The 21,526-nt window shown below is 66.4% G+C and carries 22 protein-coding genes and 1 other RNA gene; 15 read left to right on the forward strand and 8 right to left on the reverse strand.

Annotated elements, in window-relative coordinates:
• Positions 1 to 97: 97 nt before the first annotated feature.
• From ACZ9C1_RS17635 to ACZ9C1_RS17660, 6 genes are all read right to left on the reverse strand, one after another.
• On the reverse strand, positions 98 to 1,099 hold the full coding sequence (locus ACZ9C1_RS17635; RefSeq protein WP_277502308.1) for an extracellular solute-binding protein: 1,002 nt from the start codon (positions 1,097 to 1,099) through the stop codon (positions 98 to 100).
• A gap of 115 nt (positions 1,100 to 1,214) precedes the next feature.
• Entirely contained in the window at positions 1,215 to 2,432 is a 1,218-nt protein-coding gene (locus ACZ9C1_RS17640; RefSeq protein WP_277505517.1) for a 2-octaprenyl-3-methyl-6-methoxy-1,4-benzoquinol hydroxylase, read from the reverse strand.
• A 9-nt stretch (positions 2,433 to 2,441) separates the two neighbouring features.
• On the reverse strand, positions 2,442 to 2,924 hold the full coding sequence (locus ACZ9C1_RS17645; RefSeq protein WP_476254220.1) for a DUF4442 domain-containing protein: 483 nt from the start codon (positions 2,922 to 2,924) through the stop codon (positions 2,442 to 2,444).
• A complete protein-coding gene (ubiH, locus tag ACZ9C1_RS17650; RefSeq protein WP_457377722.1) occupies positions 2,921 to 4,120 on the reverse strand; it encodes a 2-octaprenyl-6-methoxyphenyl hydroxylase in 1,200 nt (399 codons plus the stop codon). Before ubiH ends, ACZ9C1_RS17645 begins: the two co-directional genes overlap by 4 nt.
• On the reverse strand, positions 4,117 to 5,451 hold the full coding sequence (gene pepP / locus ACZ9C1_RS17655; RefSeq protein WP_102685065.1) for a Xaa-Pro aminopeptidase: 1,335 nt from the start codon (positions 5,449 to 5,451) through the stop codon (positions 4,117 to 4,119). Before pepP ends, ubiH begins: the two co-directional genes overlap by 4 nt.
• A 21-nt stretch (positions 5,452 to 5,472) precedes the next feature.
• Positions 5,473 to 6,027, reverse strand: a complete 555-nt coding sequence (locus tag ACZ9C1_RS17660) for a YecA/YgfB family protein (RefSeq protein WP_038707024.1) — start codon at positions 6,025 to 6,027, stop codon at positions 5,473 to 5,475.
• Between the two features lie 146 nt (positions 6,028 to 6,173).
• Here ACZ9C1_RS17660 and ACZ9C1_RS17665 point away from each other — a divergent pair, with 146 nt between their 5' ends.
• The 4 genes from ACZ9C1_RS17665 (at position 6,174) to ACZ9C1_RS17680 (ending at position 7,564) form a co-directional block, all read left to right on the forward strand.
• A complete protein-coding gene (locus ACZ9C1_RS17665; RefSeq protein ID WP_023631616.1) occupies positions 6,174 to 6,383 on the forward strand; it encodes a TIGR02449 family protein in 210 nt (69 codons plus the stop codon).
• Positions 6,380 to 6,697: a cell division protein ZapA gene (locus ACZ9C1_RS17670; RefSeq protein WP_023631617.1), complete on the forward strand. Its 318-nt coding sequence runs from the start codon at positions 6,380 to 6,382 to the stop codon at positions 6,695 to 6,697. The genes ACZ9C1_RS17665 and ACZ9C1_RS17670 overlap by 4 nt, the downstream gene beginning before the upstream one ends.
• Before the next feature lie 17 nt (positions 6,698 to 6,714).
• Positions 6,715 to 6,894, forward strand: a non-coding RNA gene (gene ssrS, locus ACZ9C1_RS17675) — 6S RNA.
• A 61-nt stretch (positions 6,895 to 6,955) separates the two neighbouring features.
• Entirely contained in the window at positions 6,956 to 7,564 is a 609-nt protein-coding gene (locus tag ACZ9C1_RS17680) for a 5-formyltetrahydrofolate cyclo-ligase (RefSeq protein WP_139674413.1), read from the forward strand.
• 8 nt (positions 7,565 to 7,572) lie between these two features.
• Here the strand turns inward: ACZ9C1_RS17680 and ACZ9C1_RS17685 are convergent, their stop codons facing one another.
• A complete protein-coding gene (locus ACZ9C1_RS17685; RefSeq protein WP_011536298.1) occupies positions 7,573 to 7,728 on the reverse strand; it encodes a hypothetical protein in 156 nt (51 codons plus the stop codon).
• A 176-nt stretch (positions 7,729 to 7,904) separates the two neighbouring features.
• Between ACZ9C1_RS17685 and ACZ9C1_RS17690 the strand changes: the two genes are divergently transcribed.
• The 4 genes from ACZ9C1_RS17690 (at position 7,905) to ACZ9C1_RS17705 (ending at position 13,238) form a co-directional block, all read left to right on the forward strand.
• Positions 7,905 to 8,354: an EVE domain-containing protein gene (locus ACZ9C1_RS17690; protein ID WP_046853722.1), complete on the forward strand. Its 450-nt coding sequence runs from the start codon at positions 7,905 to 7,907 to the stop codon at positions 8,352 to 8,354.
• Positions 8,355 to 8,447: 93 nt separating this feature from the next.
• A complete protein-coding gene (locus ACZ9C1_RS17695) occupies positions 8,448 to 9,407 on the forward strand; it encodes an HlyD family secretion protein (protein WP_046853721.1) in 960 nt (319 codons plus the stop codon).
• Positions 9,404 to 12,127, forward strand: coding sequence for a ribosome-associated ATPase/putative transporter RbbA (gene rbbA, locus ACZ9C1_RS17700; protein ID WP_476254221.1), 2,724 nt, complete (start codon positions 9,404 to 9,406; stop codon positions 12,125 to 12,127). The genes ACZ9C1_RS17695 and rbbA overlap by 4 nt, the downstream gene beginning before the upstream one ends.
• 1 nt (position 12,128) lies before the next feature.
• Positions 12,129 to 13,238 carry an ABC transporter permease gene (locus tag ACZ9C1_RS17705; RefSeq protein WP_038707028.1) on the forward strand — a complete coding sequence of 370 codons (1,110 nt, stop codon included), beginning with the start codon at positions 12,129 to 12,131 and terminating at the stop codon, positions 13,236 to 13,238.
• Here ACZ9C1_RS17705 and ACZ9C1_RS17710 read toward each other — a convergent pair whose 3' ends face one another.
• Positions 13,239 to 13,640 (reverse strand): flagellar basal body-associated protein FliL, encoded by a 402-nt coding sequence (locus ACZ9C1_RS17710; RefSeq protein WP_476254222.1) that lies wholly within the window; start codon positions 13,638 to 13,640, stop codon positions 13,239 to 13,241.
• 157 nt (positions 13,641 to 13,797) lie between these two features.
• Here ACZ9C1_RS17710 and ACZ9C1_RS17715 point away from each other — a divergent pair, with 157 nt between their 5' ends.
• The 7 genes from ACZ9C1_RS17715 (at position 13,798) to ACZ9C1_RS17745 (ending at position 21,517) form a co-directional block, all read left to right on the forward strand.
• Positions 13,798 to 14,778, forward strand: coding sequence for an NADPH:quinone oxidoreductase family protein (locus ACZ9C1_RS17715; RefSeq protein WP_476254223.1), 981 nt, complete (start codon positions 13,798 to 13,800; stop codon positions 14,776 to 14,778).
• 250 nt (positions 14,779 to 15,028) lie between these two features.
• On the forward strand, positions 15,029 to 16,270 hold the full coding sequence (locus ACZ9C1_RS17720; protein WP_139674426.1) for an SfnB family sulfur acquisition oxidoreductase: 1,242 nt from the start codon (positions 15,029 to 15,031) through the stop codon (positions 16,268 to 16,270).
• A gap of 136 nt (positions 16,271 to 16,406) precedes the next feature.
• On the forward strand, positions 16,407 to 17,588 hold the full coding sequence (locus ACZ9C1_RS17725; protein ID WP_198755815.1) for an SfnB family sulfur acquisition oxidoreductase: 1,182 nt from the start codon (positions 16,407 to 16,409) through the stop codon (positions 17,586 to 17,588).
• Entirely contained in the window at positions 17,588 to 18,979 is a 1,392-nt protein-coding gene (locus tag ACZ9C1_RS17730; protein ID WP_476254224.1) for an LLM class flavin-dependent oxidoreductase, read from the forward strand. Before ACZ9C1_RS17725 ends, ACZ9C1_RS17730 begins: the two co-directional genes overlap by 1 nt.
• Positions 18,972 to 19,772: a MetQ/NlpA family ABC transporter substrate-binding protein gene (locus ACZ9C1_RS17735; protein ID WP_401107105.1), complete on the forward strand. Its 801-nt coding sequence runs from the start codon at positions 18,972 to 18,974 to the stop codon at positions 19,770 to 19,772. Before ACZ9C1_RS17730 ends, ACZ9C1_RS17735 begins: the two co-directional genes overlap by 8 nt.
• Position 19,773: 1 nt before the next feature.
• Positions 19,774 to 20,883: a methionine ABC transporter ATP-binding protein gene (locus tag ACZ9C1_RS17740; RefSeq protein ID WP_476254225.1), complete on the forward strand. Its 1,110-nt coding sequence runs from the start codon at positions 19,774 to 19,776 to the stop codon at positions 20,881 to 20,883.
• A complete protein-coding gene (locus ACZ9C1_RS17745) occupies positions 20,873 to 21,517 on the forward strand; it encodes a methionine ABC transporter permease (protein WP_023632119.1) in 645 nt (214 codons plus the stop codon). Before ACZ9C1_RS17740 ends, ACZ9C1_RS17745 begins: the two co-directional genes overlap by 11 nt.
• Positions 21,518 to 21,526 lie beyond the last annotated feature (9 nt).

Below are 21,526 nucleotides of genomic sequence, written 5' to 3' on the forward strand. Positions count from 1 at the left end.
GAGGGCTGTGCGATAGCATCGCGGGGCAAGCGCGCTCCCACAACTTTGCGAGAGCGGGCTTGCCCCGCGATCGGTTCTCAAGGATAAGGCGGTGGACTCAGTTCCAGCCAGCCCGATCCATCAAGCGAATGGCTTCGGCCTGGCGCTTGCCAGCGACTTCCACCGGAATGCTGTCGGCCTTGAAGCTACCCCAGGCCGCCACTTCCGAAGACGGTTTCACCTTCGGGTTGGCCGGGAATTCCTGGTTGATGTCGGCGAACAGCTTCTGCGCCTCCTCGCCGGTCATCCACTCCACCAGTTTCTTTGCCGCTTCCGGGTGCGGCGCATGCTTGGTCAGGCCGATACCCGACAGGTTGACGTGCACACCGCGGTCACCCTGGTTGGGCCAGAACAGCTTCACCGGCAGATCGGGCTTTTCCTTGTGCAGACGGCCGTAGTAATAGGTGTTGACGATACCCACGTCGCACTGGCCGGCGGCAATGGCCTGAAGCACTGCGGTGTCGTCGGAGAACACGTCGGTGGACAGGTTGTTGACCCAGCCCTTGATCAGTTTCTCGGTCTCGGCCTCGCCATGGTTCTCGATCAGGGTGGCGGTCAGCGACTGGTTGTAGACCTTCTTCGCCGTGCGCAGGCACAGGCGGCCTTCCCAATGTTGGTCGGCCAGGGCTTCGTAGGTGCTCAGTTCGGCAGGTTTGACCCGGTCGGTGGAGTAGGCGATGGTCCGCGCGCGCAGGCTCAGGCCAGTCCAGTCGTGGGACGAGGCGCGGTACTGCGGCGGAATGTTCTGGTCGATGGTGGCCGACTTGATCGGTTGCAGGATGCCCATCTGCTCGGCTTGCCAGAGGTTGCCGGCATCGACGGTGAGCAGCAGGTCGGCCACGCCGTTCTCGCCCTCGGCCTTGATGCGCTGCATCAAAGGGGCTTCCTTGTCGGTGATGAACTTGATCTTGACGCCGGTCTTGGCGGTGTAGGCGTCGAACACCGGCTTGATCAGCTCGTCGATGCGCGAGGAGTACACCACCACTTCTTCCGCCGCCTGGGCGGTGCCGCCGAACAGAGTGAGGGCCAGTGCGGCCAGTAGGGGCTTGCGGGGCAACATCGGGGTACTCCTCGCTGGGTTGAGAGGTGCAAATGGTAGTGAATCCCATTTTCCCGCTCATCTGCTTAGCCGTTACCGGATGTTGCAAGGGGCTGCTGCGCAGCCCCAGCGACCCTCAGGCCTTGGCCAACTCCGGCAGGTCCCCGGACAACCCCAATGCCTGGCGCACGAACAGCGCCTTGGCCTCCGGCATCTGCTCCACCAGTTTCAGCCCACTGTTGCGCAACCAGCGCAGCGGCAACGGGTTGGCCTGGAACAACCGCTCGAAGCCTTCCATCGCCGCCATCAGCGCCAGGTTGTGCGGCATGCGCCGTCGTTCAAAACGGCTCAGCACCTTCACATCGGCCAGGCGCTCGCCGCGCTCGCTGGCACGTACCAGCTCTTCGGCCAGCACGGCGGCATCGAGGAAGCCCAGGTTGACCCCCTGCCCCGCCAGCGGATGGATGGTGTGGGCGGCGTCACCGATCAGCGCCAGCCCTTCATCGACATAACGCTTGGCATGGCGCTGGCGCAGCGGCACGCAGACCCGCGGATCAGCCTCGAGCACGTCACCCAGGCGGCCTTCGAAGGCACGCTCAAGCGCCTTGCGGAACGCCACGTCGTCCAGCGCCATGGCCTGCTCGGCCTGCTCCGGCGTGGTCGACCAGACAATCGAACACCAGTCCTGGCGGCCATCACGCGACAGCGGCAGGAACGCCAGCGGGCCTTCATCCGTAAAGCGTTGCCAGGCCGTGGCGCGGTGCGCCTCGCTACAACGCACGCTGGTGACGATAGCGTGGTGCAGGTAATCCCATTCGCGTGTTTGGCAGCCCGCCAGGCGACGCACCGCCGAGTTGGCGCCATCAGCGGCGACCACCAGCGGCGCGCGCAGCTTGCGACCATCGGCCAAGGTCACCAGCCATTCGTCGCCGGAGCGGCGCAACTGCTCCAGGCGGGCATTGGCCAGCAGCCCGACATCGCTGTCGTGCAGACGCTCCAGCAGGCCGTCCTGGACCACGCGATTCTCGACGATATGCCCCAGCACCTCGGCGTGCACGCTGGCCGCAGAAAAATGAATCTCGCCGGTGCCGCTGCCATCCCAGACGTGCATGTCCGAGTAGGGCGAAACCCGGCGCCGGGCGATGCCCTCCCAGGCTCCCAGGCGCTCGAGAATGCGCTGGCTGGCGGCCGACAGGGCACTGACCCTGGGTTCGAAAGGCGCCTCGCCGTCAAACGGCTTGACCGACAAAGGACCGCCGTCGAGCAGGAGCACCTCCAGGCCACTGTGGCGCAAGGCCAGGGCCAGGGCGCTGCCGACCATGCCGGCACCGACAATCAACAGATCTGCGCGCATTTCCATGCCTTACGCCTGCCTCGCTTGCGGCTTGAGCCGCACGTATAAAGTTTTGTCGACCCGCGCCACCAGCTCGCCGGCGCCATCGCGGATCTCCACCTGCAACCGCGGCAGGTACTTCTTGCCGCTGGCGGTCTGCTGGCGGATCTCGTCGAGCAGCGCGTCGCCGACGTGGAACTGGGCATACACCGGGCCCTTGCCCGGCGAGATGAAATCGATGGAGGCGGCCTTGTCCCAGACGATGTACTCGCGCCCCAGTTGCTCGATCAGCAGCAGCATGTAGAACGGGTCGACCATCGCGTACAGGCTGCCGCCGAACTGGGTGCCGACGTAGTTGCGATTCCACCGCGTCAGCTTCATGCGCACCTTGACGCTGCGCATGTCCGGGCTGATTTCCTGGATGTGGATGCCGGCACCCAGGTACGGCGGGTAGACGTTCAGCAACCAGCGCAGCATCCGCGCTCGCCGTGCGAGCCGGCGCGCAGCGCTCATGGGTGGCCCCGCGGATCGGGGCGAGTGCCGAGGCCCATGGCCTGGCGGGCGAACCAGCTTTTCGCCGGTGGCAGCAGGTCCAGCCCGAGCAGGCCGATGTTGCGCCCGGCCGCCAGCAGCGGCTGGCTGCTGCCGAACACACGGGTGACCTGGTCAGAGAAGCCGATGGTCAGGGCCTGGTCGAGGCGCTGGCGCTGGTGATAGGCCTGCAACGTGGCGAGATCGCCCGGCAGCGCCGGGCCGGCCAGTAGCGCATCCGCCAGCGACTGCACATCACGCAGCGACAGGTTGAAGCCTTGGCCTGCTATAGGGTGCAGGCTATGGGCGGCATTGCCCAGCACCACCAGGTGCGGGCGCACCTGCTCCTCGGCCTCCACCAGCGCCAGCGGGTAGAGATGGCGGGCTCCGACCTGGCGCAGGGCACCGAGGCGGTAGCCAAAGGCTTCCTGCAGCTCGCGCAGGAAGCTGCGCTCGTCGAGCTCGGCCAGGCGTTTGGCGTCCATCCCCTGACGGGTCCATACCAGCGCGCAGCGGTTGTCCGCCAGCGGCAGTAAGGCCATCGGGCCTTGCTCGGTGAAGCGCTCGAACGCCTGCCCGGCATGGGCCTCGCCTGGGGTGATGTTGGCGATCAGCGCGCTCTGGTCATACGGCGTGTGGCGTACATGGATGCCCAACTGCTCGCGCAGGCCCGAACGGCCACCATCGGCCAGCACCGCCAGGTCGCATTCCAGCGTGGTGTCGTCGTCAAGCTGCAGCCGATAGCCACCGGCGATGGCCTGCATCGCCTGCACTTGCGCCGGGCAGCGCCAGCTGACCACCTCGTTGTCGATGGCCTGCCACAGGCACTGGCCGAGCCAGGCGTTCTCCACCACATAGCCAAGTGCCGGCACGCCTTCCTCCAGCGCATCCAGGCGCGTGGCGCCGAAGCGGCCACGGTCGGACACCTGGATCTGCCGGATCGGCTCGGCGCGGCGGCTGATGGCCTGCCACAACCCCAGCCGCTCGTAGATCTGCCGGGTGCCGTAGGACAGCGCCGAAGAACGCGCGTCGTAGCTGGGCTGGAAGCTGTCGCCCGGAGCGAACGGCTCGATCAGCAGGATCGTCCAGCCACGCGCCTTGGCCGCGGCCTGCAGCGTCAGGGCCAGGCTGGCGCCCACCAGGCCGCCACCGATGATCGCCAGGTTGACCCGGTTCATGCGGCGTCCTTGCGGGCTTCGTGCATCAGCGCCTCGATCTCGGCGACCGTGCGCGGCACGCCTGAAGTGAGGATTTCACAGCCTTGTCTGGTTACCACCACGTCGTCCTCGATCCTTACGCCGATGCCGCGCCATTTCTTCGCCACGGCCTGGTTGTCGGCCGCGATATAGATGCCCGGTTCGACGGTCAACGCCATGCCCGGCTCGAGCACGCGCCACTGGCCACCGACCTTGTATTCGCCCACGTCGTGCACGTCCATGCCCAGCCAATGCCCGGCGCGGTGCATGTAGAAGGCACGGTAGGCCTCGCTGTCGATCAGCGCCTGCACCTCGCCCTTGAGCAGGCCCAGCGCCACCAGCCCTTCGGTGATCACCCGCACGGTCGCCTCGTGGGCATGGTTCCAGTGCTTGCCCGGGGCGATCTCGGCGAACGCCGCGGCCTGGGCCGCGAGCACCAGCTCGTAGATGGCTTTCTGCTCGGGCGAGAAGCGCCCGCTGACCGGGAAGGTGCGGGTGATGTCGCTGGCGTAGCAGTCGATCTCGCAACCGGCGTCGATCAGCACCAGGTCACCGTCCTTGAGCGGCGCATCATTCTGCTGATAGTGCAGGATGCAGCCATTGCGCCCGGCGGCGACGATCGAGCCGTAGGCCGGCATCTTCGCCCCACCCTTGCGGAACTCGTAGTCCAGTTCGGCTTCCAGGCTGTACTCATGCAGCCCTGCACGGCAGGCCTGCATGGCGCGCACATGGGCACGGGCGGAGATCGCCGCGGCCTCGCGCATGACCTTCACTTCCGCCGCCGATTTATACAGGCGCATGTCGTGCAGCAGATGATCCAGGGCAACGAACTCGTTCGGCGGCTGGGCGCCCAGGCGCGCCTTGGAGCGGATCACATTGATCCACTCCATCAGCCGGCGGTCGAATTCGGGATTGCCGCCCATGTTGCTGTAGACCCGCTCGCGGCCCTCGATCAGGCCCGGCAGGATCTCGTCGATATCGCTGATGGGGAAGGCATCGTCGGCGCCGAAATCACTCACCGCGCCTTCCTGGCCGGCCCGCAGGCCGTCCCACTGCTCGCGCTCGGGATTGCGCTCGCGGCAGAACAGCACGTACTCGCCATGCTCGCGGCCCGGGATCAGCGCGATCACCGCCTCGGGCTCGGGGAAGCCGCTCAGGTACTGGAAATCGCTGTCCTGGCGATAGACATGCTCGACGTCGCGGTTACGAATGGCGACTGCGGCGGCGGGCAGGATGGCGATGCTGTTGGGGACCATCTGCGCCATCAGCGCCTTGCGCCGACGGGCGTACTCCGCCTTGGGTATGTGGCTCATGGGCAAACGACCCCGATCAGATCAGTGCAGCGATGGCTTTGGCGCGGGCGCTTCGGGCTTGGCCAGCTCGGTGTACAGCAGCAGCGGGGCGACGCGCAGGTACTCCATGACTTCCATGTAGTCGCTTTCGCCGTCCTCGGATTCTTCCAGCGCTTCCTGGACCTGCGAGATGGCCACCAGGTCCTGGAGCACTTCCTTGGCATCGGTGGACAAGTCCTTGCCACCGGCGTTCAGGCCAAAACCGGTGATGAAGCCCTGGCACCACTGGCCCAGCGCGGTGGCGCGGTCGCTGAGTGCGGCATCATCGGAAGGCAACAGCAGGACGATGGCGACGTCGTCGCCGGTCAGCTCGGCCTTGACCATCTCTTGCAGGCCGACCAGGGCGTTGCGGACAGTGTCACCGGGCTCGGTCTCGAGCAGCTGGGCGGCGTCGGCCAGCCAGGCATCGGCATCGAAGCCGGCGCCGGCGCAGCTGCGGCCGATCAGCAGGCCGTGCAGCTCGGCAGGGGTGACTGGGTGGCCATTGCTCGAAAGCAACATGGCGAAGGCGATGTAGGGCGATTGGGTATTGGGCATGGGCAGCTAGGCGCCAGACGGCGCAATGACTAGAATGGAGACCTTGTATCCTAGCACCGGCAGGCGCGCCAAGACCATCGGCACTGGCCGTCGCGCCCTTGGGGCAGGCATGATCGCCAGGCGAGTCAAGGAATCGAGTGCAATCCATGCAAGAGAACGACCTGCAAGCGCTGATGAGCCGGTTCGAGTTGCTGATCGAACGGGTCGAGCAACTAAAGCGGCAAAACGCACTCTTAGTAGCTCAGGAACGATCCTGGCGCGAGGAGCGCGCCCACCTGATCGAAAAGAACGAGATCGCCAAACGCAAGATCGAATCGATGATCCTGCGCCTCAAGGCCCTGGAGCAAGACTCATGAGTTCAAGCAATAGCGTCACCGTCCAGATCCTCGACAAGGAATACTCGATCATCTGCCCGCCCGAGGAGCGCAACAACCTGGTCGGCGCCGCCCGCTACCTCGATGGCAAGATGCGCGAGATCCGCAGCAGCGGCAAGGTGATCGGCGCCGACCGTATCGCCGTGATGGCCGCGCTGAACATCACCCACGAGCTGCTGCACCGCCAGGAACGCCCCGAAGTGGCCAGCGGCGGCACCACCCGCGAACAGGTGCGTGACCTGCTGGAGCGGGTCGACCAGGCGCTCTCCGACGATCCGGTTAGCAAAAGCGACTGAGATTGGTATACTGGCGCCACTCCCTGGGGGATGCGCCAGTCGGTTATGTCCCTGAGCCGATACGCACAACCACGGGGGTTGCACGCTGGGGCCGGTGTGCATGTCCGCCCGACGGAAAGCCTTAACGCCCCCTGCAATCTCCACCTTGAACTTTCGGGTTCAAGGGCTACACCGATAGCGGTCTTGTCGGGGAGCCTGCTTTCAGAACTGCCCGCCTCCAACGGCGGGCTTTTCGTTTCTTCAGGGATCGCCCGTGCCATGACCGACACCGCGCCGCTCACCCGCCCCCAGCTTCGCCGCCTCCTGCGCAACGCCCGCCGCGCCCTCACACCCGCCCAGCAACGCCAGGCCGCCGAGGGCCTCTATCGCCAGCTGGCGCAGCATCCACTGTTCCGCCGCGCCCGGCACATCGCCCTGTACCTGCCCAATGACGGCGAAATCGACCCGCGCCTGCTGCTGCGTGAAGCGCACAGACGCGGCAAGTGTGTCTACCTGCCGGTGCTGCACGCCTGGCCCGCCACGCGCATGGTGTTCCAGCGTTTCGAGCCAGGCGAGAAGCTGCGCCCCAACCGGTTCGGCATCGCGGAACCGATGGTGGAGCGCAAACGCCAACGGCCGATCTGGGCGCTGGACCTGATCCTGCTGCCGCTGGTCGGCTTCGATGAGAGGGGGGGGCGCCTGGGCATGGGCGGGGGCTTCTATGACCGCAGCCTGGCCTACCAGGGCCGGCGCAAGGCCTGGAAAAAACCATTGCTGCTGGGGCTGGCGCATGAATGCCAGAAGGTGGAGCGGCTCAACCAGGCAAGCTGGGATGTACCGTTGCAAGGCACGGTGTCAGACCGTGGTTGGTACCTGGCGGCGAAATGAACCCGCGATCAGCGGTGCTGTTGCTGCGCCGGATCGACGGGCGCCTGCTGATAGGCGGCATCGAGCTTGCGCTCCCACAAACCTTGCGCGTAACCGGTGGTAACCACGCCCAGGCCGAAGATGAAGGCCAGGATCCAGAGCAGGTCCGGTTTACGTTGTTTCATTGATTGCCCCCCAAGAACAACTGTCCAGGCTCGGCGGCTTTCTTGATGGCTGCCGGAGCGTATAGCTTAAAATCGGCGCATTTTCCGACAACATGAGTCGCTAGGCAAACGTTGACGCCAACCGACTGTCGGTTTCATGCAACGAGTTATTTCAAACTCTTTCAGGAGCAGCATCCATGGCCTACTGGCTGATGAAATCCGAGCCCGACGAGCTCTCCATCGAAGCCTTGGCACGCCTGGGCAGCGCCCGCTGGGACGGAGTACGCAACTACCAGGCACGCAATTTCCTGCGGGCCATGAGCGTAGGCGACGAGTTCTTCTTCTATCACTCCAGCTGCCCGCAACCAGGGATCGCCGGCATTGCCCGGATCAGCGCCGCGGCCTACCCGGACCCGACTGCCCTCGACCCGCAAAGCCACTACCACGACGCCAAGGCCAGCGCCGAGAAGAACCCGTGGAGCGCGGTGGATGTCGAGCATGTGCAGACCTTCCGACAGGTACTCGGCCTGGGCCTGCTCAAGCAGCAGGCGGCACTGGAGGAACTGCCACTGGTGCAAAAGGGCAGCCGCCTGTCGGTGATGCCGGTGACCGCCGAACAATGGGCCGCGATCCTCGCGCTGAGCTGATTGTGCGTCTATTGTCAGGGGTTTGATCAATATCAACGCGCCAGGATGCGCGTCGCGCCAGGATAAGGCGTGCAAGCCGCAGGATGCAGACCGATGAATCGAAAAGCCCCCAGAATCTTCGCCTCCGCCCTTGTATTGCTGTTGCTGGCGGCAGGCGGGCTGGGTTACTGGAAGTCCCTTCACGACCGCCTGCCCGAAGGCCTGAGCATGGGCAACGGGCGCCTCGAATCCACCGAAGTGCAGATCGCCAGCAAGGTCCCCGGGCGCCTGGCCGAGGTGCTGGTCGATGAAGGCGACAAGGTCACCCGCGGCCAACTGCTCGCCCGCATCGACACCCGCACCATGGAGGCCCAGCGCAGCCAGGCCGAGGCCGAGGTACTGCGCGCCCGCGAGAACTACGCCGCTGCCCAGGCCAGCGTGCAACTGCGCCAGAGCGAACTGCTGCTGGCCAGCCAGGAGCTCAAGCGCGTTCGCGAAATCTACCAGCGCAAGTTCGCCAGCCAGCAACTGCTCGACCAGCAACAGGCACGCTACGACACCGCCACCTCAGCCGTGGTCGCCGCCCGCGCCCAGCTGGCGGCAATCAAGGCCGCCATCGGCGCCGCCGAGGCACAGGTGGCCCAGCTCACCAGCGAGATCGACGACAGCAGCCTGCGCGCCCCCATCGACGGCATCATCCAGCTGCGCCTGGCCGAGCCCGGCGAGGTGCTCGGTGCCGGTGGCCGGGTGCTGATGCTGATCGATCCCAGCGACCAGTACATGAACCTCTACCTGCCCGCCGCCACCACCGGCCGGCTGACCGTGGGCGACCAGGCGCGGATCGTGCTCGACGCCCTGCCCGAGCAGGCCCTGCCGGCGAAGATCGCCTTTGTCGCGGCCAAGGCGCAGTTCACGCCGAAACAGGTCGAGACCCGTGACGAGCGGCAAAAGCTGGTGTTCCGGGTCAAGCTGCGTCTGACCGAGCCGAGCGCCGTGCCCCAGGCCAAGCCGGGCATGCCCGGCGCCGGGTACGTGCGCACCGCCGACGTGGGCTGGCCGGCCAACCTGCAATGAACGCGGCGACAGCGCTGCAGGCCGACGGTGTCAGCCACCGCTATGGCGATCTGCAGGCCCTGCACCCCCTCGCATTCAGCCTGCCGGCCGGCACCCGCTGCGGCCTGATCGGCCCGGATGGCGCCGGCAAGTCGACCCTGCTCGGGCTGATTGCCGGGGTCAAGCGCCTGCAACAGGGTGAGTTGCAGGTGCTCGGCGGTTCGATCCGCCAACGCCGCCACCGCACCGCGCTGTACCCCAAGGTCGCATTCATGCCCCAGGGCTTGGGCAACAACCTGTACCCGGAGCTGTCGATCCGCGAGAACATCCGCTTCTTTGCCACCCTGTTCGGCCTCGGCCGCGCCGAATGCGAGCAACGCATGGCCAGCCTGCTGCGCGCCACCGACCTCGAACGTTTCGCCGAGCGCCCGGCTGGCAAGCTGTCGGGCGGCATGAAGCAGAAGCTGGGATTGTGCTGCGCGCTGATCCACGAGCCGGACCTGCTGATCCTCGACGAGCCGACCACCGGCGTCGACCCGCTGTCGCGGCGGCGCTTCTGGGAACTGGTCGAACAGGTGCGCGCCCAGCGTCCGCAGCTGACCCTGCTGGTGGCCACCGCCTACATGGAGGAAGCCGAGCAGTTCGAGCACTGCCTGATGCTTGATGCCGGTCGCCTGCTGGCTGCGGGCCTGAGCCGTGAGCTGGCCGCGGCCACGCCCAGTGGCAAGCTCGATGATGCCTTTACCCACTTCCAGGGAGCCGGCCGCGAGCAGCCTGAGCCGCTGCGGATTCCGCCACGCCAGGTGGATGATGGGCCGGTCGCCATCGAGGCCCACGACCTGACCTTGCGCTTCGGCGACTTCACCGCGGTCAACAAGGTCAGCTTCGCCATCGGTCGCGGCGAGATTTTCGGCTTCCTCGGTTCCAACGGCTGCGGCAAGACCACCACCATGAAGGTGCTCACCGGCCTGATGCCGGCCAGCGAAGGCAGCGCCAGCCTGCTCGGGCGCCCGGTGGATGCCGGTGACCTGGCCACGCGCAAGCGGGTCGGTTTCATGTCCCAGAGTTATTCCCTGTACGGCGAGCTGAGCGCCCGGCAGAACCTCGAGTTGCACGCTCGTCTGTTCGACCTGGCCAAGGCCGACAGCGCGCCGCGCATCGCCGAACTCATCGAGCGCTTCGACCTTGGCAACATCGCCGACCAGCCTTCCGGCGCCCTGCCACTGGGCCTGCGTCAGCGCCTGTCGCTGGCCGTGGCAGTGCTGCACCGCCCGGAAGTGCTGATCCTCGATGAACCGACCTCGGGCGTGGATCCGGCGGCCCGCGACGATTTCTGGCGGCTGCTGGTGGAGTTGTCCCGCGAACAGGGCGTGACCATCTTCCTGTCCACCCACTTCATGAACGAGGCCCTGCGCTGCGACCGCATCTCGCTGATGCACGCCGGCCGGGTGCTGGCCTGCGACACCCCGCAGGCCCTGCAAATCCAGTTCGGCGGCGACACCTTGGAAGACGCTTTCGTGCGTTGCCTCGAACAGGCCCAGGACGCGCCCACCCAGACACAAGCCGACACCACGCTGGAACAGGCCGCTGCCCCAGCGACCGCCCTGCGCCAGGCATTCAGTCTGCGCCGCCTGCTGGCCGTCGCCAGTCGCGAAGGCAAAGAGCTGCTGCGCGACAAGGTGCGCCTGGCCTTCGCCCTGGCAGGGGCATTGTTCATGATGGTGATCTTCGGCTATGGCATCTCGCTGGATGTGGAAAACCTCGCCTTCGCCGTGTACGACCAGGACCAGAGCCCGCAGAGCCGCGCCTACCTGGAGGCCTTCCGTGGCTCACGCTACTTCGCCGAGCGGCCGCCGATCCGCGATGCCCGCCAGCTGCACCAGCGCTTGCAGCGCTCGGAGATCAAGCTGGCCCTGGAAATCCCGCCGGGCTTTGGCCGCGACCTGCACGCCGGGCGCCAGCCGGTGGTTGCGGCCTGGCTTGACGGTGGCATGCCATTTCGCGCCGAGACCAGCCGCAACTATGTCGAGGCCGTGCACCAGGCCAACCTTGAACAGCTCGCGGCCCTCGGCCCGAACCCAGTCTCGCGCCAGCAGCCGGTGCGCCTGGAAACGCGCTTTCGCTACAACCAGGACGTGGTCAGCGTGAACGCCATCGGCCCCGGCGTCATGGCGCTGATCCTGGCCTTCATCCCGGCCATGCTTACCGCGCTGGGCATCGTGCGGGAAAAGGAACTGGGCTCGATCACCAACTTCTACGCCACGCCCCTGACCCGCCTGGAGTTCCTGCTCGGCAAGCAGGCGCCGTACCTCGCGGTGAGCCTGGTCAACCTGGCGCTGCTGGTGGCGATGAACCGCTGGCTATTCGGCGTGCCGCTCAAGGGCAGCCCGCTGGCCCTGGCCTGCGGCGGCCTGGCCTACCTGCTGGCGACCACCAGCCTGGGCCTGTTGATCTCGGCCTTCACCCGCACGCAGATCGCCGCGATCCTCGGCACCCTGATCATCACTAGCCTGCCGACCATCCAGTTCTCGGGGCTGATCGTGCCGCGCTCGTCGCTGGAGGGCGCGGCGGCGCTGATGGGCCAGCTGTTCCCTGCCGGCTATTTCCTCGACATCGCCGTCGGCACCTTCACCAAGGCCCTGGGCCTGCGCGAGCTGTGGCCGCAGTGCCTGGCGCTGCTGGGCTTCTTTGCCGCCTTCACCGGGCTGAGCCTGATCATGCTGAAAAAGCAGGAGGCCTGAAATGAGCCGGCTCTCCCACACCTTGCGCCTGGGCCTGAAGGAGCTCACCAGCCTGCGCCATGACAGCGTGTTGCTGCTGTTCCTGCTGTACGCCTTCAGCGTGGCGATCTACATGCCTGCCGCAGGTTCGGTAATAGGCGTGCACAACGCCAGTGTCGCAGTGGTCGACGAAGACCACGGCGCCATCTCGCGCAAGCTCGCCGAGTCGCTGCAACCGCCCGAATTCCAGCCCGCCGTGGCACTGCCGGCGGATCGCCTGGACCAGGCCATGGACAGCGGCCAGTACACCTTCGTGATCAACGTGCCGGTGAACTTCCAGGCCGACCTGCTGGCCGGGCGCTCACCGGAGCTGCAGGTCAACGTCGATGCCACGGCCATGAGCCAGGCCTTCATGGGCGCCGGCTACATCGGGCGGATCTTCGAACGCGAACTGCTGGAGTACGCAGGCCGCAGCACCAGCAGCCCTGCCCTGCTCAACCCGAAAGCCCTGTTCAACCCCAACCTCGAAGGCGGCTGGTTCCTGGCGGTGATCCAGATCGTCAACAACATCACCATCCTGGCCATCATCCTCACCGGCACCGCGTTGCTGCGCGAGCGTGAGCACGGCACCCTCGACCACCTGCTGGTGCTGCCGCTGACGGCACTGGAAATCATGCTGGCGAAGATCGCCAGCAACGCCCTGGTGGTGGTGGCCTGTACCTGGATTTCGCTGGAAGTGGTGGTCAAGGGCGCCCTAGGCGTGCCGCTGGCGGGCTCCATGGGGCTGTTCCTGGGGGTGACTGCGCTGTACCTGTTCGCCAGCACGGCACTGGGCATCTTCCTCGCCACCCTGGCGCGCTCGACACCACAGTTCGGCCTGCTGGCGATCCCGGTGATCATCCCGATGCTGCTGCTGTCGGGGGGCAGCACGCCGCTGGACAGCATGCCGCAGTGGCTGCAGTGGGTCATGCAGGGCTCGCCCTCGACCCACTTCGTCAGCCTCGGCGCGGCAATCCTGTTCCGCGACGCCGGGCTGAGCGTGGTGTGGCCGGACGTCGCGGCGCTGGCCGCGATCGGCCTGGTGTTCTTCGGCGTGGCCCTGGCGCGCTTTCGCCGCAGCCTCGCCGCCTGATCACTGCACGATCAGGTTGTTGAACAGCAGGTCCTCGATGATCGGCTTGCCCTCTTCGGACTCCATCACCTGCTGCACCTGTTTCAGGGCTTCCTGGCGCAGCTTTTCCTTGGCCTCGACGTTGCTCATGTTGTCCACGCCCTGCTGGGTGAACAGCGCCACCAACTGGTTGCGGATCAGCGGTTCGTGATGCTTGACCGCCGTGGCGGCGGCATCCCCGGTCACGCGCAGGGCGACGTCGGCCTTGTACACGCGCAGCTTGGGGCCGCCGTCGAGGGCGTAGTTGCCAACGAAGGGCGGGCTGAGGCTGATATAGGCGACCTTGGGCTCGCCTTCCTTTTCCTCGGCCATGGCCGCCGCCGGCAGCATCAGGGCCAGCACCATCAAGATCCACGCTTTCACGAATTCGCTCCTCATTACAGTTGCCGCCAGCTTACCCAGCGCGCCGGCCAAACCCAAGCCCGGGCTTATGCCGGCTCATCAGGGCCGACCATGCTCGTTGACCCTCGGGGCGGCCCTCCTACACTTATCGGCCACCACACGCAAAGGAATAGCCCTGATGAAAGCCTTGTTGTGCAAAGCCCTGGGCCCGGCGCGGGACCTGGTCCTGGAAGAGGTCGCCAGCCCCGTGCCGAAGAAGAACGAGATCCTCCTCGACGTGCACGCCGCAGGGGTCAACTTCCCCGACACCCTGATCATCGAGGGCAAGTACCAGTTCAAGCCACCGTTGCCGTTCTCACCGGGGGCGGAGGCCGCCGGCGTGGTAGCCGCGGTCGGCGAGAAGGCCGGCGCGTTCAAGGTTGGCGACCGGGTCATGGCCCTGACCGGCTGGGGCGCTTTCGCCGAGCAAGTGGCGGTACCGTTCTACAACGTGCTGCCGATGCCGGCGGACATGGACTTCACCACTGCCGCCGCGTTCGGCATGACCTACGGCACCTCGATGCACGCCCTCATCCAGCGCGGTCAGCTCAAGGCCGGTGAAACCCTGCTGGTGCTCGGCGCCTCGGGTGGCGTCGGCCTCGCGGCGGTGGAAATCGGCAAGGCCCTCGGGGCACGGGTGATTGCGGCGGCCAGCAGTGCCGAGAAGCTGGCGATCGCCAAGGCGGCCGGCGCCGACGAGCTGGTCGACTACAGCCAGGCCAGCCTCAAGGACGAGATCAAGCGCCTGACCGGCGGTCAGGGCGTGGATGTGATCTACGATCCGGTCGGTGGCGAGTTGTTCGACCAGGCTGTGCGCGGGCTGGCGTGGAACGGCCGGTTGCTGGTGGTGGGGTTCGCCAGCGGGACGATCCCGCAGTTGCCGGTGAACCTGGCGCTGCTCAAGGGCGCGGCGGTGGTCGGGGTGTTCTGGGGCGCCTTTGCCCAGCGCCAGCCGGAGGACAACGCCGCCAACTTCCGCCAGCTGTTCGCCTGGCATGCCGAGGGCAAGCTGAAACCGCTGGTGTCGCAGACCTACCCGCTGGCCGAGGGCGGCGCCGCGATCGAACGTCTGGCGCAACGCCAGGCAGCGGGCAAGCTGGTGGTAACGGTTCAGCGCTGACCTTTCTGCCCTGTCGCTGGCTCACAGTGACAGGGCCGACCCCGCAGTTCTTCTATTCATATTCCTAAACGGTAGTTCATAAACTTTTTATAAACGAATAGGGTATATCAACCGGACCACCGGACCAGCAAACGTCTGTCGCCATCAGCTGAGGCGACGCTTTCAACTTTGTGAGGTTAGGAATGGTCAGGATCACAATCACCCCAGTGCATAACGCCAGGGCATTGAGTGCAGCCAAGGAGCGGTACTGATGTCCAGCCAACCAACTACCCGATTCCACAGCGATCACGACAGCTCGCCGCTGCTGCTGCCGGCCAAGGTGCTGCGCAACGACGAAGAGGCCCTGCAGGCCGCCCGCGAACTGGCCGAGGTGGCCCGCCAGCAGGCCGCCAAACGTGACCAGCAGCGCAAGCTGCCATGGGCCGAGATCGAACAGTTCACCCGCAGCGGCCTGGGCAGCATCAGCGTGCCCAAGGCGTTCGGCGGCCCCGAGGTCTCGTTCGAAACCATCGCCGAAGTGTTCCGCCTGATCAGTGCCGCCGACCCGGCGCTGGGGCAGATTCCGCAGAACCAGTTCGGCATCCTGCAACTGGTGCGCCTTACCGCCACCCAGGCGCAGCAGGAAGCGATCTTCCGCGCCGTGCTCGACGGCTGGCGCATCGGCAATGCCGGCCCCGAGCGCGGGACCAAGGACACCCTGACACTCAAGGCACGCATTACCCGCGAGGGCGACGGTTATCGCATCAGTGGCGAGAAGTTCTACTCCACCGGCGCCCTGTACGCCCACTGGGTAGCGGTAAAAGCCCTGGACGATGACGGCCGGCAACGCCTGGCCTTCGTCCGTCGCGGCAGCCCGGGGCTGCGCATCGTCGACGACTGGTCCGGCTTCGGTCAGCGCACCACCGCCAGCGGCACCGTGCTGCTCGACCAGGTGCCGGTGGAAGCCGACCTGGTGGTGGACAACTGGCGCCTGCGTGAAGAGCCCAGCATCCAGGGCGCCGCCTCGCAGCTGATCCAGGCGGCCATCGACGCCGGCATCGCCGAAGCGGCCATCGAGGACACGATCCAGTTCGTGCGGGAGAAGTCCCGGCCCTGGATCGAGGCCAAGGTCGAACGCAACAGCGACGACCCCTATGTGATTGCCGACATCGGCCGCCTGAAGCTCGAACTGCACGCCGCCGAGGCCCTGCTGCGCAAGGCCGCCAGGGTGCTCGACGAGGTCAACGCCGGCGAGATCGATGCCGCCGCCGCGGCCCGTGCCTCGATCGCCGTGGCCGAAGCCAAGGTGCTCACTACCGAGATTTCGCTGCAGGCCAGTGAGAAGCTGTTCGAGCTGGCCGGCAGCCGCGCCAGCCTGGCCGAGTTCAATCTCGACCGGCACTGGCGCAACGCCCGGGTCCACACCCTGCACGATCCGGTGCGCTGGAAATACCACGCCGTCGGCGCCTACCACCTCAACGGCACCCTGCCTGCCCGCCATTCCTGGATCTGATTCACGGCCCAGGGGCTGTGGTGCAGCCCTTTCGCCGGCAAGCCGGCTCCCACAAGGATTTCTGTGAAGCCTCACTGTGGGAGCCGGCTTGCCGGCGAAAGGGCCGCACAGCGGCCCCAAGTGCCCGGAGAGCAAAATGACTGCATCCATCATCACCACCGACGGCCAGGCCCTGGCCGTCGCCGACGAACTTGCCCACTACCTGCGCGAAGACAGCGCCCTGCGCGACCGCGAACGCCGCCTGCCCCATGCCGAACTCGAACGTTTCGTGCAGTCCGGCCTGTGGGGCATCAGCGTGCCCAGGGCCTTTGGCGGCGCCGGCGTGTCCAGTGCCACCCTGGCCAAGGTCATCGCACGCATCGCCCAGGCCGACGCCTCGCTCGGGCAGATCCCGCAGAACCACTTCTACGCCCTGGAGGTGCTGCGGGTGAACGGCAGCGCCGAACAACAGCAACGGCTCTACGCCGAAGTGCTCGCCGGCCGCCGCTTCGGCAACGCCCTGGCCGAACTCGGCACGAAGAACGCCCACGAACGCACTACCCGCCTGAGCCGCGACGGCGACCATTACCGCATCGATGGCCGTAAGTTCTACTGCACCGGCGCAATCTACGCCCAGCGCATCCCGACCCTGGTGATCGACGAACAGGGCGTATCGCACCTGGCCTTCGTGCCCGCCGACAGCCCGGGCATCGAGGTGATCGACGACTGGAGCGGCTTCGGCCAGCGCACCACCGGCAGCGGCTCGGTGGTGTTCAACCATGTGCCGGTCCGCGCCGAAGACGTGGTGCCGTTCCAAAGCGCCTTCGAGCGCCCGACCACGGTCGGCCCCCTGGCGCAGATCCTCCATGCCGCGATCGACACCGGTATCGCCCGCGCCGCCTACGAGGACGCCCTGCACTTCGTGCGTACCCGCAGCCGCCCGTGGATCGACTCTGGCCTCGACAAGGCCAGCGACGATCCACTGACTCTGAAGAGCTTCGGCCAACTGGCAATCCGCCTGCACGCCACCGAGGCCCTGCTCGAACGCGCGGGTGAAATCCTCGACATCGCCCAGGCCGACAGCAACGCCGAGACCCTGGCCGCCGCCTCGATTGCCGTCGCCGAGGCCCGGGCGATCAGCACCGAGATCTCCCTGGCCGCCGGCACCACCCTGTTCGAGCTGGCCGGCAGCCAGGCCACCCTGGCCGAGCACAACCTCGACCGCCACTGGCGCAACGCCCGGGTGCACACCCTGCACGACCCGGTGCGCTGGAAGTACCACGCCATCGGCAACTACTACCTCAACGACGAAAAACCGCCGCGCCGAGGGACCATCTGATGGCCAAGCAGATCCTGCTCAATGCCTTCAACATGAACTGCATCGGGCACATCAACCACGGTTTGTGGACCCACCCACGGGACACTTCGACCCAGTACAAGACCCTCGACTACTGGACCGACCTGGCCCGCCTGCTGGAGCGGGGGCTGTTCGACGGGCTGTTCATCGCCGATATCGTCGGCACCTACGACGTCTATGGCCAGTCGCTGGACGTGACGCTCAAGGAGTCGATCCAGTTGCCGGTCAACGACCCGCTGCTGCTGGTCTCGGCCATGGCCGCCGTTACCAGGCATCTGGGCTTCGGCCTCACCGCCAACCTGACCTATGAAGCGCCTTACCTGTTTGCCCGGCGCCTCTCCACCCTCGACCACCTGAGCAACGGCCGGGTCGGCTGGAACATCGTCACCGGCTACCTCGACAGTGCCGCCCGGGCCATGGGGCTGGAACAGCAACCCGAGCACGACCGCCGCTACGACCAGGCCGACGAATACCTGCAGGTGCTGTACAAGCTGCTCGAAGGCAGCTGGGCCGACGATGCCGTGGTCGCCGACCGCGCGCAGCGCGTGTATGCGCGGCCGGACAGGGTGCGCAAGGTCGAGCACCAGGGCGAGTTCTACAAGGTCGACGGCTATCACCTGTGCGAGCCTTCGCCGCAGCGCACACCGGTACTGTTCCAGGCCGGCAGTTCGGCGCGCGGTTTGGCCTTTGCCGGCAACCATGCCGAGTGCGTGTTCATCAGCGGCCAGGAAAAGGCCGCCACCCGCGCCCAGGTCGACAAGGTGCGCGCAGCGGCGCAAGCCGCTGGTCGCGACCCGCAGGCGGTCAAGGTATTCATGGGCATCACCGTGATCGTTGCCGCAACTGAAGACCAAGCCCACGCCCTGCACGCCGAGTACCTGCATTACGCCAGCGCCGAGGCAGGTGTTGCGCATTTCGCCAGTTCCACCGGTATCGACTTCTCACGCTACGAACTGGACGAACCCATCGGATTCGCCAAGGGCAATGCCATCCAGTCCGCCACCCGCCAATTGCAGGACAGCGCCTGGACTCGCCGCCGCCTGCTGGAGCAGCACGCCTTGGGCGGCCGCTACGTGACCCTGGTCGGCGACCCCGGGCAGGTGGCCGAGCAACTGATCGGCTGGCTCGACGACACCGGCCTGGACGGCTTCAACCTGACCCGCACCGTCACCCCGGAAAGCTTCGAGGCCTTCATCGACCTGGTAGTACCCGAACTGCAACGCCGTGGCCGCTACAAGACCGACTACGCCGAAGGCACCCTGCGCGAGAAGCTGTTCGCCAGTGACCATCCGCACTTGCCCGCCGACCATCCCGGATCCTCCTACCGCAACACCCCCACCCCTGCCCCGACTGGAGCCCTGCACCATGCTTGAAAAACTGTTCCGGCCCGTCGCGGCCATCGCCCTGGGCCTCGGCCTGTCCGCCGCCGCCTTCGCCGCGGAGCCACTGAAGATCGGCACCACCGCCGCCTTCGCCATCCCGTTGGAAGCGGCGGTGGCAGAAGCCCACAAACAAGGCCTGGAGGTGAAGCTGATCGAGTTCAGCGACTGGATCGCGCCGAATGTCAGCCTCAACAGCGGCGACATCGACGTGAACTACTTCCAGCACATCCCCTTCCTGGAAAACGCCAAGGCCGCCGCCGGCTTCAATCTGGTCCCCTATGCACCGGGGATCATCAACAACGTCGGGCTGTACTCGAAAAAGTACAAAAGCTTTGCCGAGCTGCCCGAAGGCGCCAGCGTGGCCATCGCCAACGACCCGATCAACAGTGGCCGTGGCCTGCAACTGCTGGCCAAGGCCGGGCTGATCACCCTCAAGCAGGGCGTGGGTTACAAGGCCACCGAGGACGACATCATCGCCAACCCGAAGAAGATCAAAATTCTCCAGGTGGAAGCGGTGCAACTGGTGCGCGCCTATGACGACGCCGACCTGGTGCAGGGCTACCCGGCCTATATCCGCCTGGCCAACACCTTTGACGCTACGTCGGCGCTGCTGTTCGACGGCCTGGAGAACAAGGAGTACGTGATCCAGTTCGTTATCCGCCCGCAGGAGAAAAACGACCCGCGCCTGGCCAAGTTCGTCGATATCTACCAACACTCGCCGGTCGTGCGCGCCGCCCTGGACAAGGCCCATGGCAAGCTCTACCAGGCCGGCTGGGAAGGCTGACATGACCCAGGCCAGCGCCCTGAGGGCGCCCATTCCGCCCGCCGAACCGTGCAAGGCCGAGGAAACGGCCCTGCGCCCGGAAGTGAACCAGGCGCACATCCGCTTCATCGGCCTTGGCAAGACCTATCCGGGCCAGGGCCAACCAGCGCTGCAAGGCATCGACCTGAACATCCGCCGCGGCGAAATATTCGGCATCATCGGCCGCAGCGGTGCCGGCAAGTCTTCGCTGCTGCGCACGATCAACCGCCTGGAACAGCCCAGCCAGGGCCGGGTGCTGATCGACCAGGTGGATATCGCGCCGTTCGACGAGGACCGCCTGGTGGCCCTGCGCCGGCGCATCGGCATGATCTTCCAGCACTTCAACCTGATGTCGGCCAAGACCGTGTGGCAGAACGTCGAGCTGCCGCTGAAGGTGGCCGGCGTGGCCAAGGCCGAGCGCCAGCGCAAGGTACGCGAGCTGCTGGAGCTGGTGGGCCTTGCGGAAAAGCACCATGTCTACCCCGCGCAGCTGTCGGGCGGGCAAAAGCAGCGCGTCGGCATCGCCCGGGCGCTGGTGCATGACCCCGAGATCCTGCTGTGCGACGAAGCCACCTCCGCGCTGGACCCGGAAACCACTGCCTCGATCCTCGAGCTGCTGCGCGACATCAACCAACGCCTGGGCCTGACCGTGGTGCTGATCACCCACGAAATGGCGGTGATCCGCGATATCTGCCAGCGCGTGGTGGTGCTCGAGCGGGGCGAGATCGTCGAACAGGGCGAGCTCTGGCAAGTGTTCGGCACACCGCGCCACGACGTCACCCGCACCCTGCTCGCACCGCTGCAGACCAAGCTGCCGGCCACCTTGCAGGCCAGTCTACGCAGCCAGCCGGGCAGCCGCGACGCGGCCGTGGTGCTCAAGCTCGACCTGGTGGGCGAGCCGGAACTGAGCGCCCTGTTCAGCGATCTGGGCGGACGCGTGCGGCTGCTCCAGGGCGGCGTCGAGACCATCGGCGAGCATGCCTTGGGGCAACTGATCCTGGCAGTGCGCGGCTCGCCGCTGGACACCCGCCAGTTGCTCGAACGCGCCCGTCGCTGGGCCGTGGATGTGGAGGTACTCGGCCATGTGGATTGATCGCCTGCTGCAAGGCTTGCTCGACACCCTGCTGATGGTCGGCGTGTCCTCGCTGGTCGCGCTGGTCGTCGGGGTACCGATGGCAGTGCTGCTGGTCACCAGCGACAAGGGCGGGATCTTCGAGGCCGCCGCGCTGAACCGGGTGCTGGGCGCCATCGTCAACCTGTTCCGCTCGATCCCGTTCCTGATCCTGATGGTCGCGCTGATCCCCTTCACCCGCCTGGTGGTCGGCACCACCTATGGCGTGTGGGCCGCCGTGGTGCCGCTGACAATTGCCGCCACGCCGTTCTTCGCGCGCATCGCCGAGGTCAGCCTGCGCGAGGTGGACCACGGCCTTATCGAAGCGGCACAGGCCATGGGCTGCCGGCGCTGGCACATCGTCTGGCACGTGCTGCTGCCCGAGGCGCTGCCGGGGATCGTCGGCGGGTTCACCATCACCCTGGTGACGCTGATCAACTCCTCGGCCATGGCCGGGGCGATCGGTGCCGGGGGTTTGGGCGATATTGCCTACCGCTACGGCTACCAGCGCTTCGACAGCCAGATCATGCTGACCGTGATCGTGATGCTGGTGGCGCTGGTGGCGGTGATCCAGCTGGGTGGGGACCGTTTGGCCAAAGGTTTGAACAAGCGTTGAGCCCATCGC

The organism is Pseudomonas sp. TE21435, from assembly GCF_056279265.1.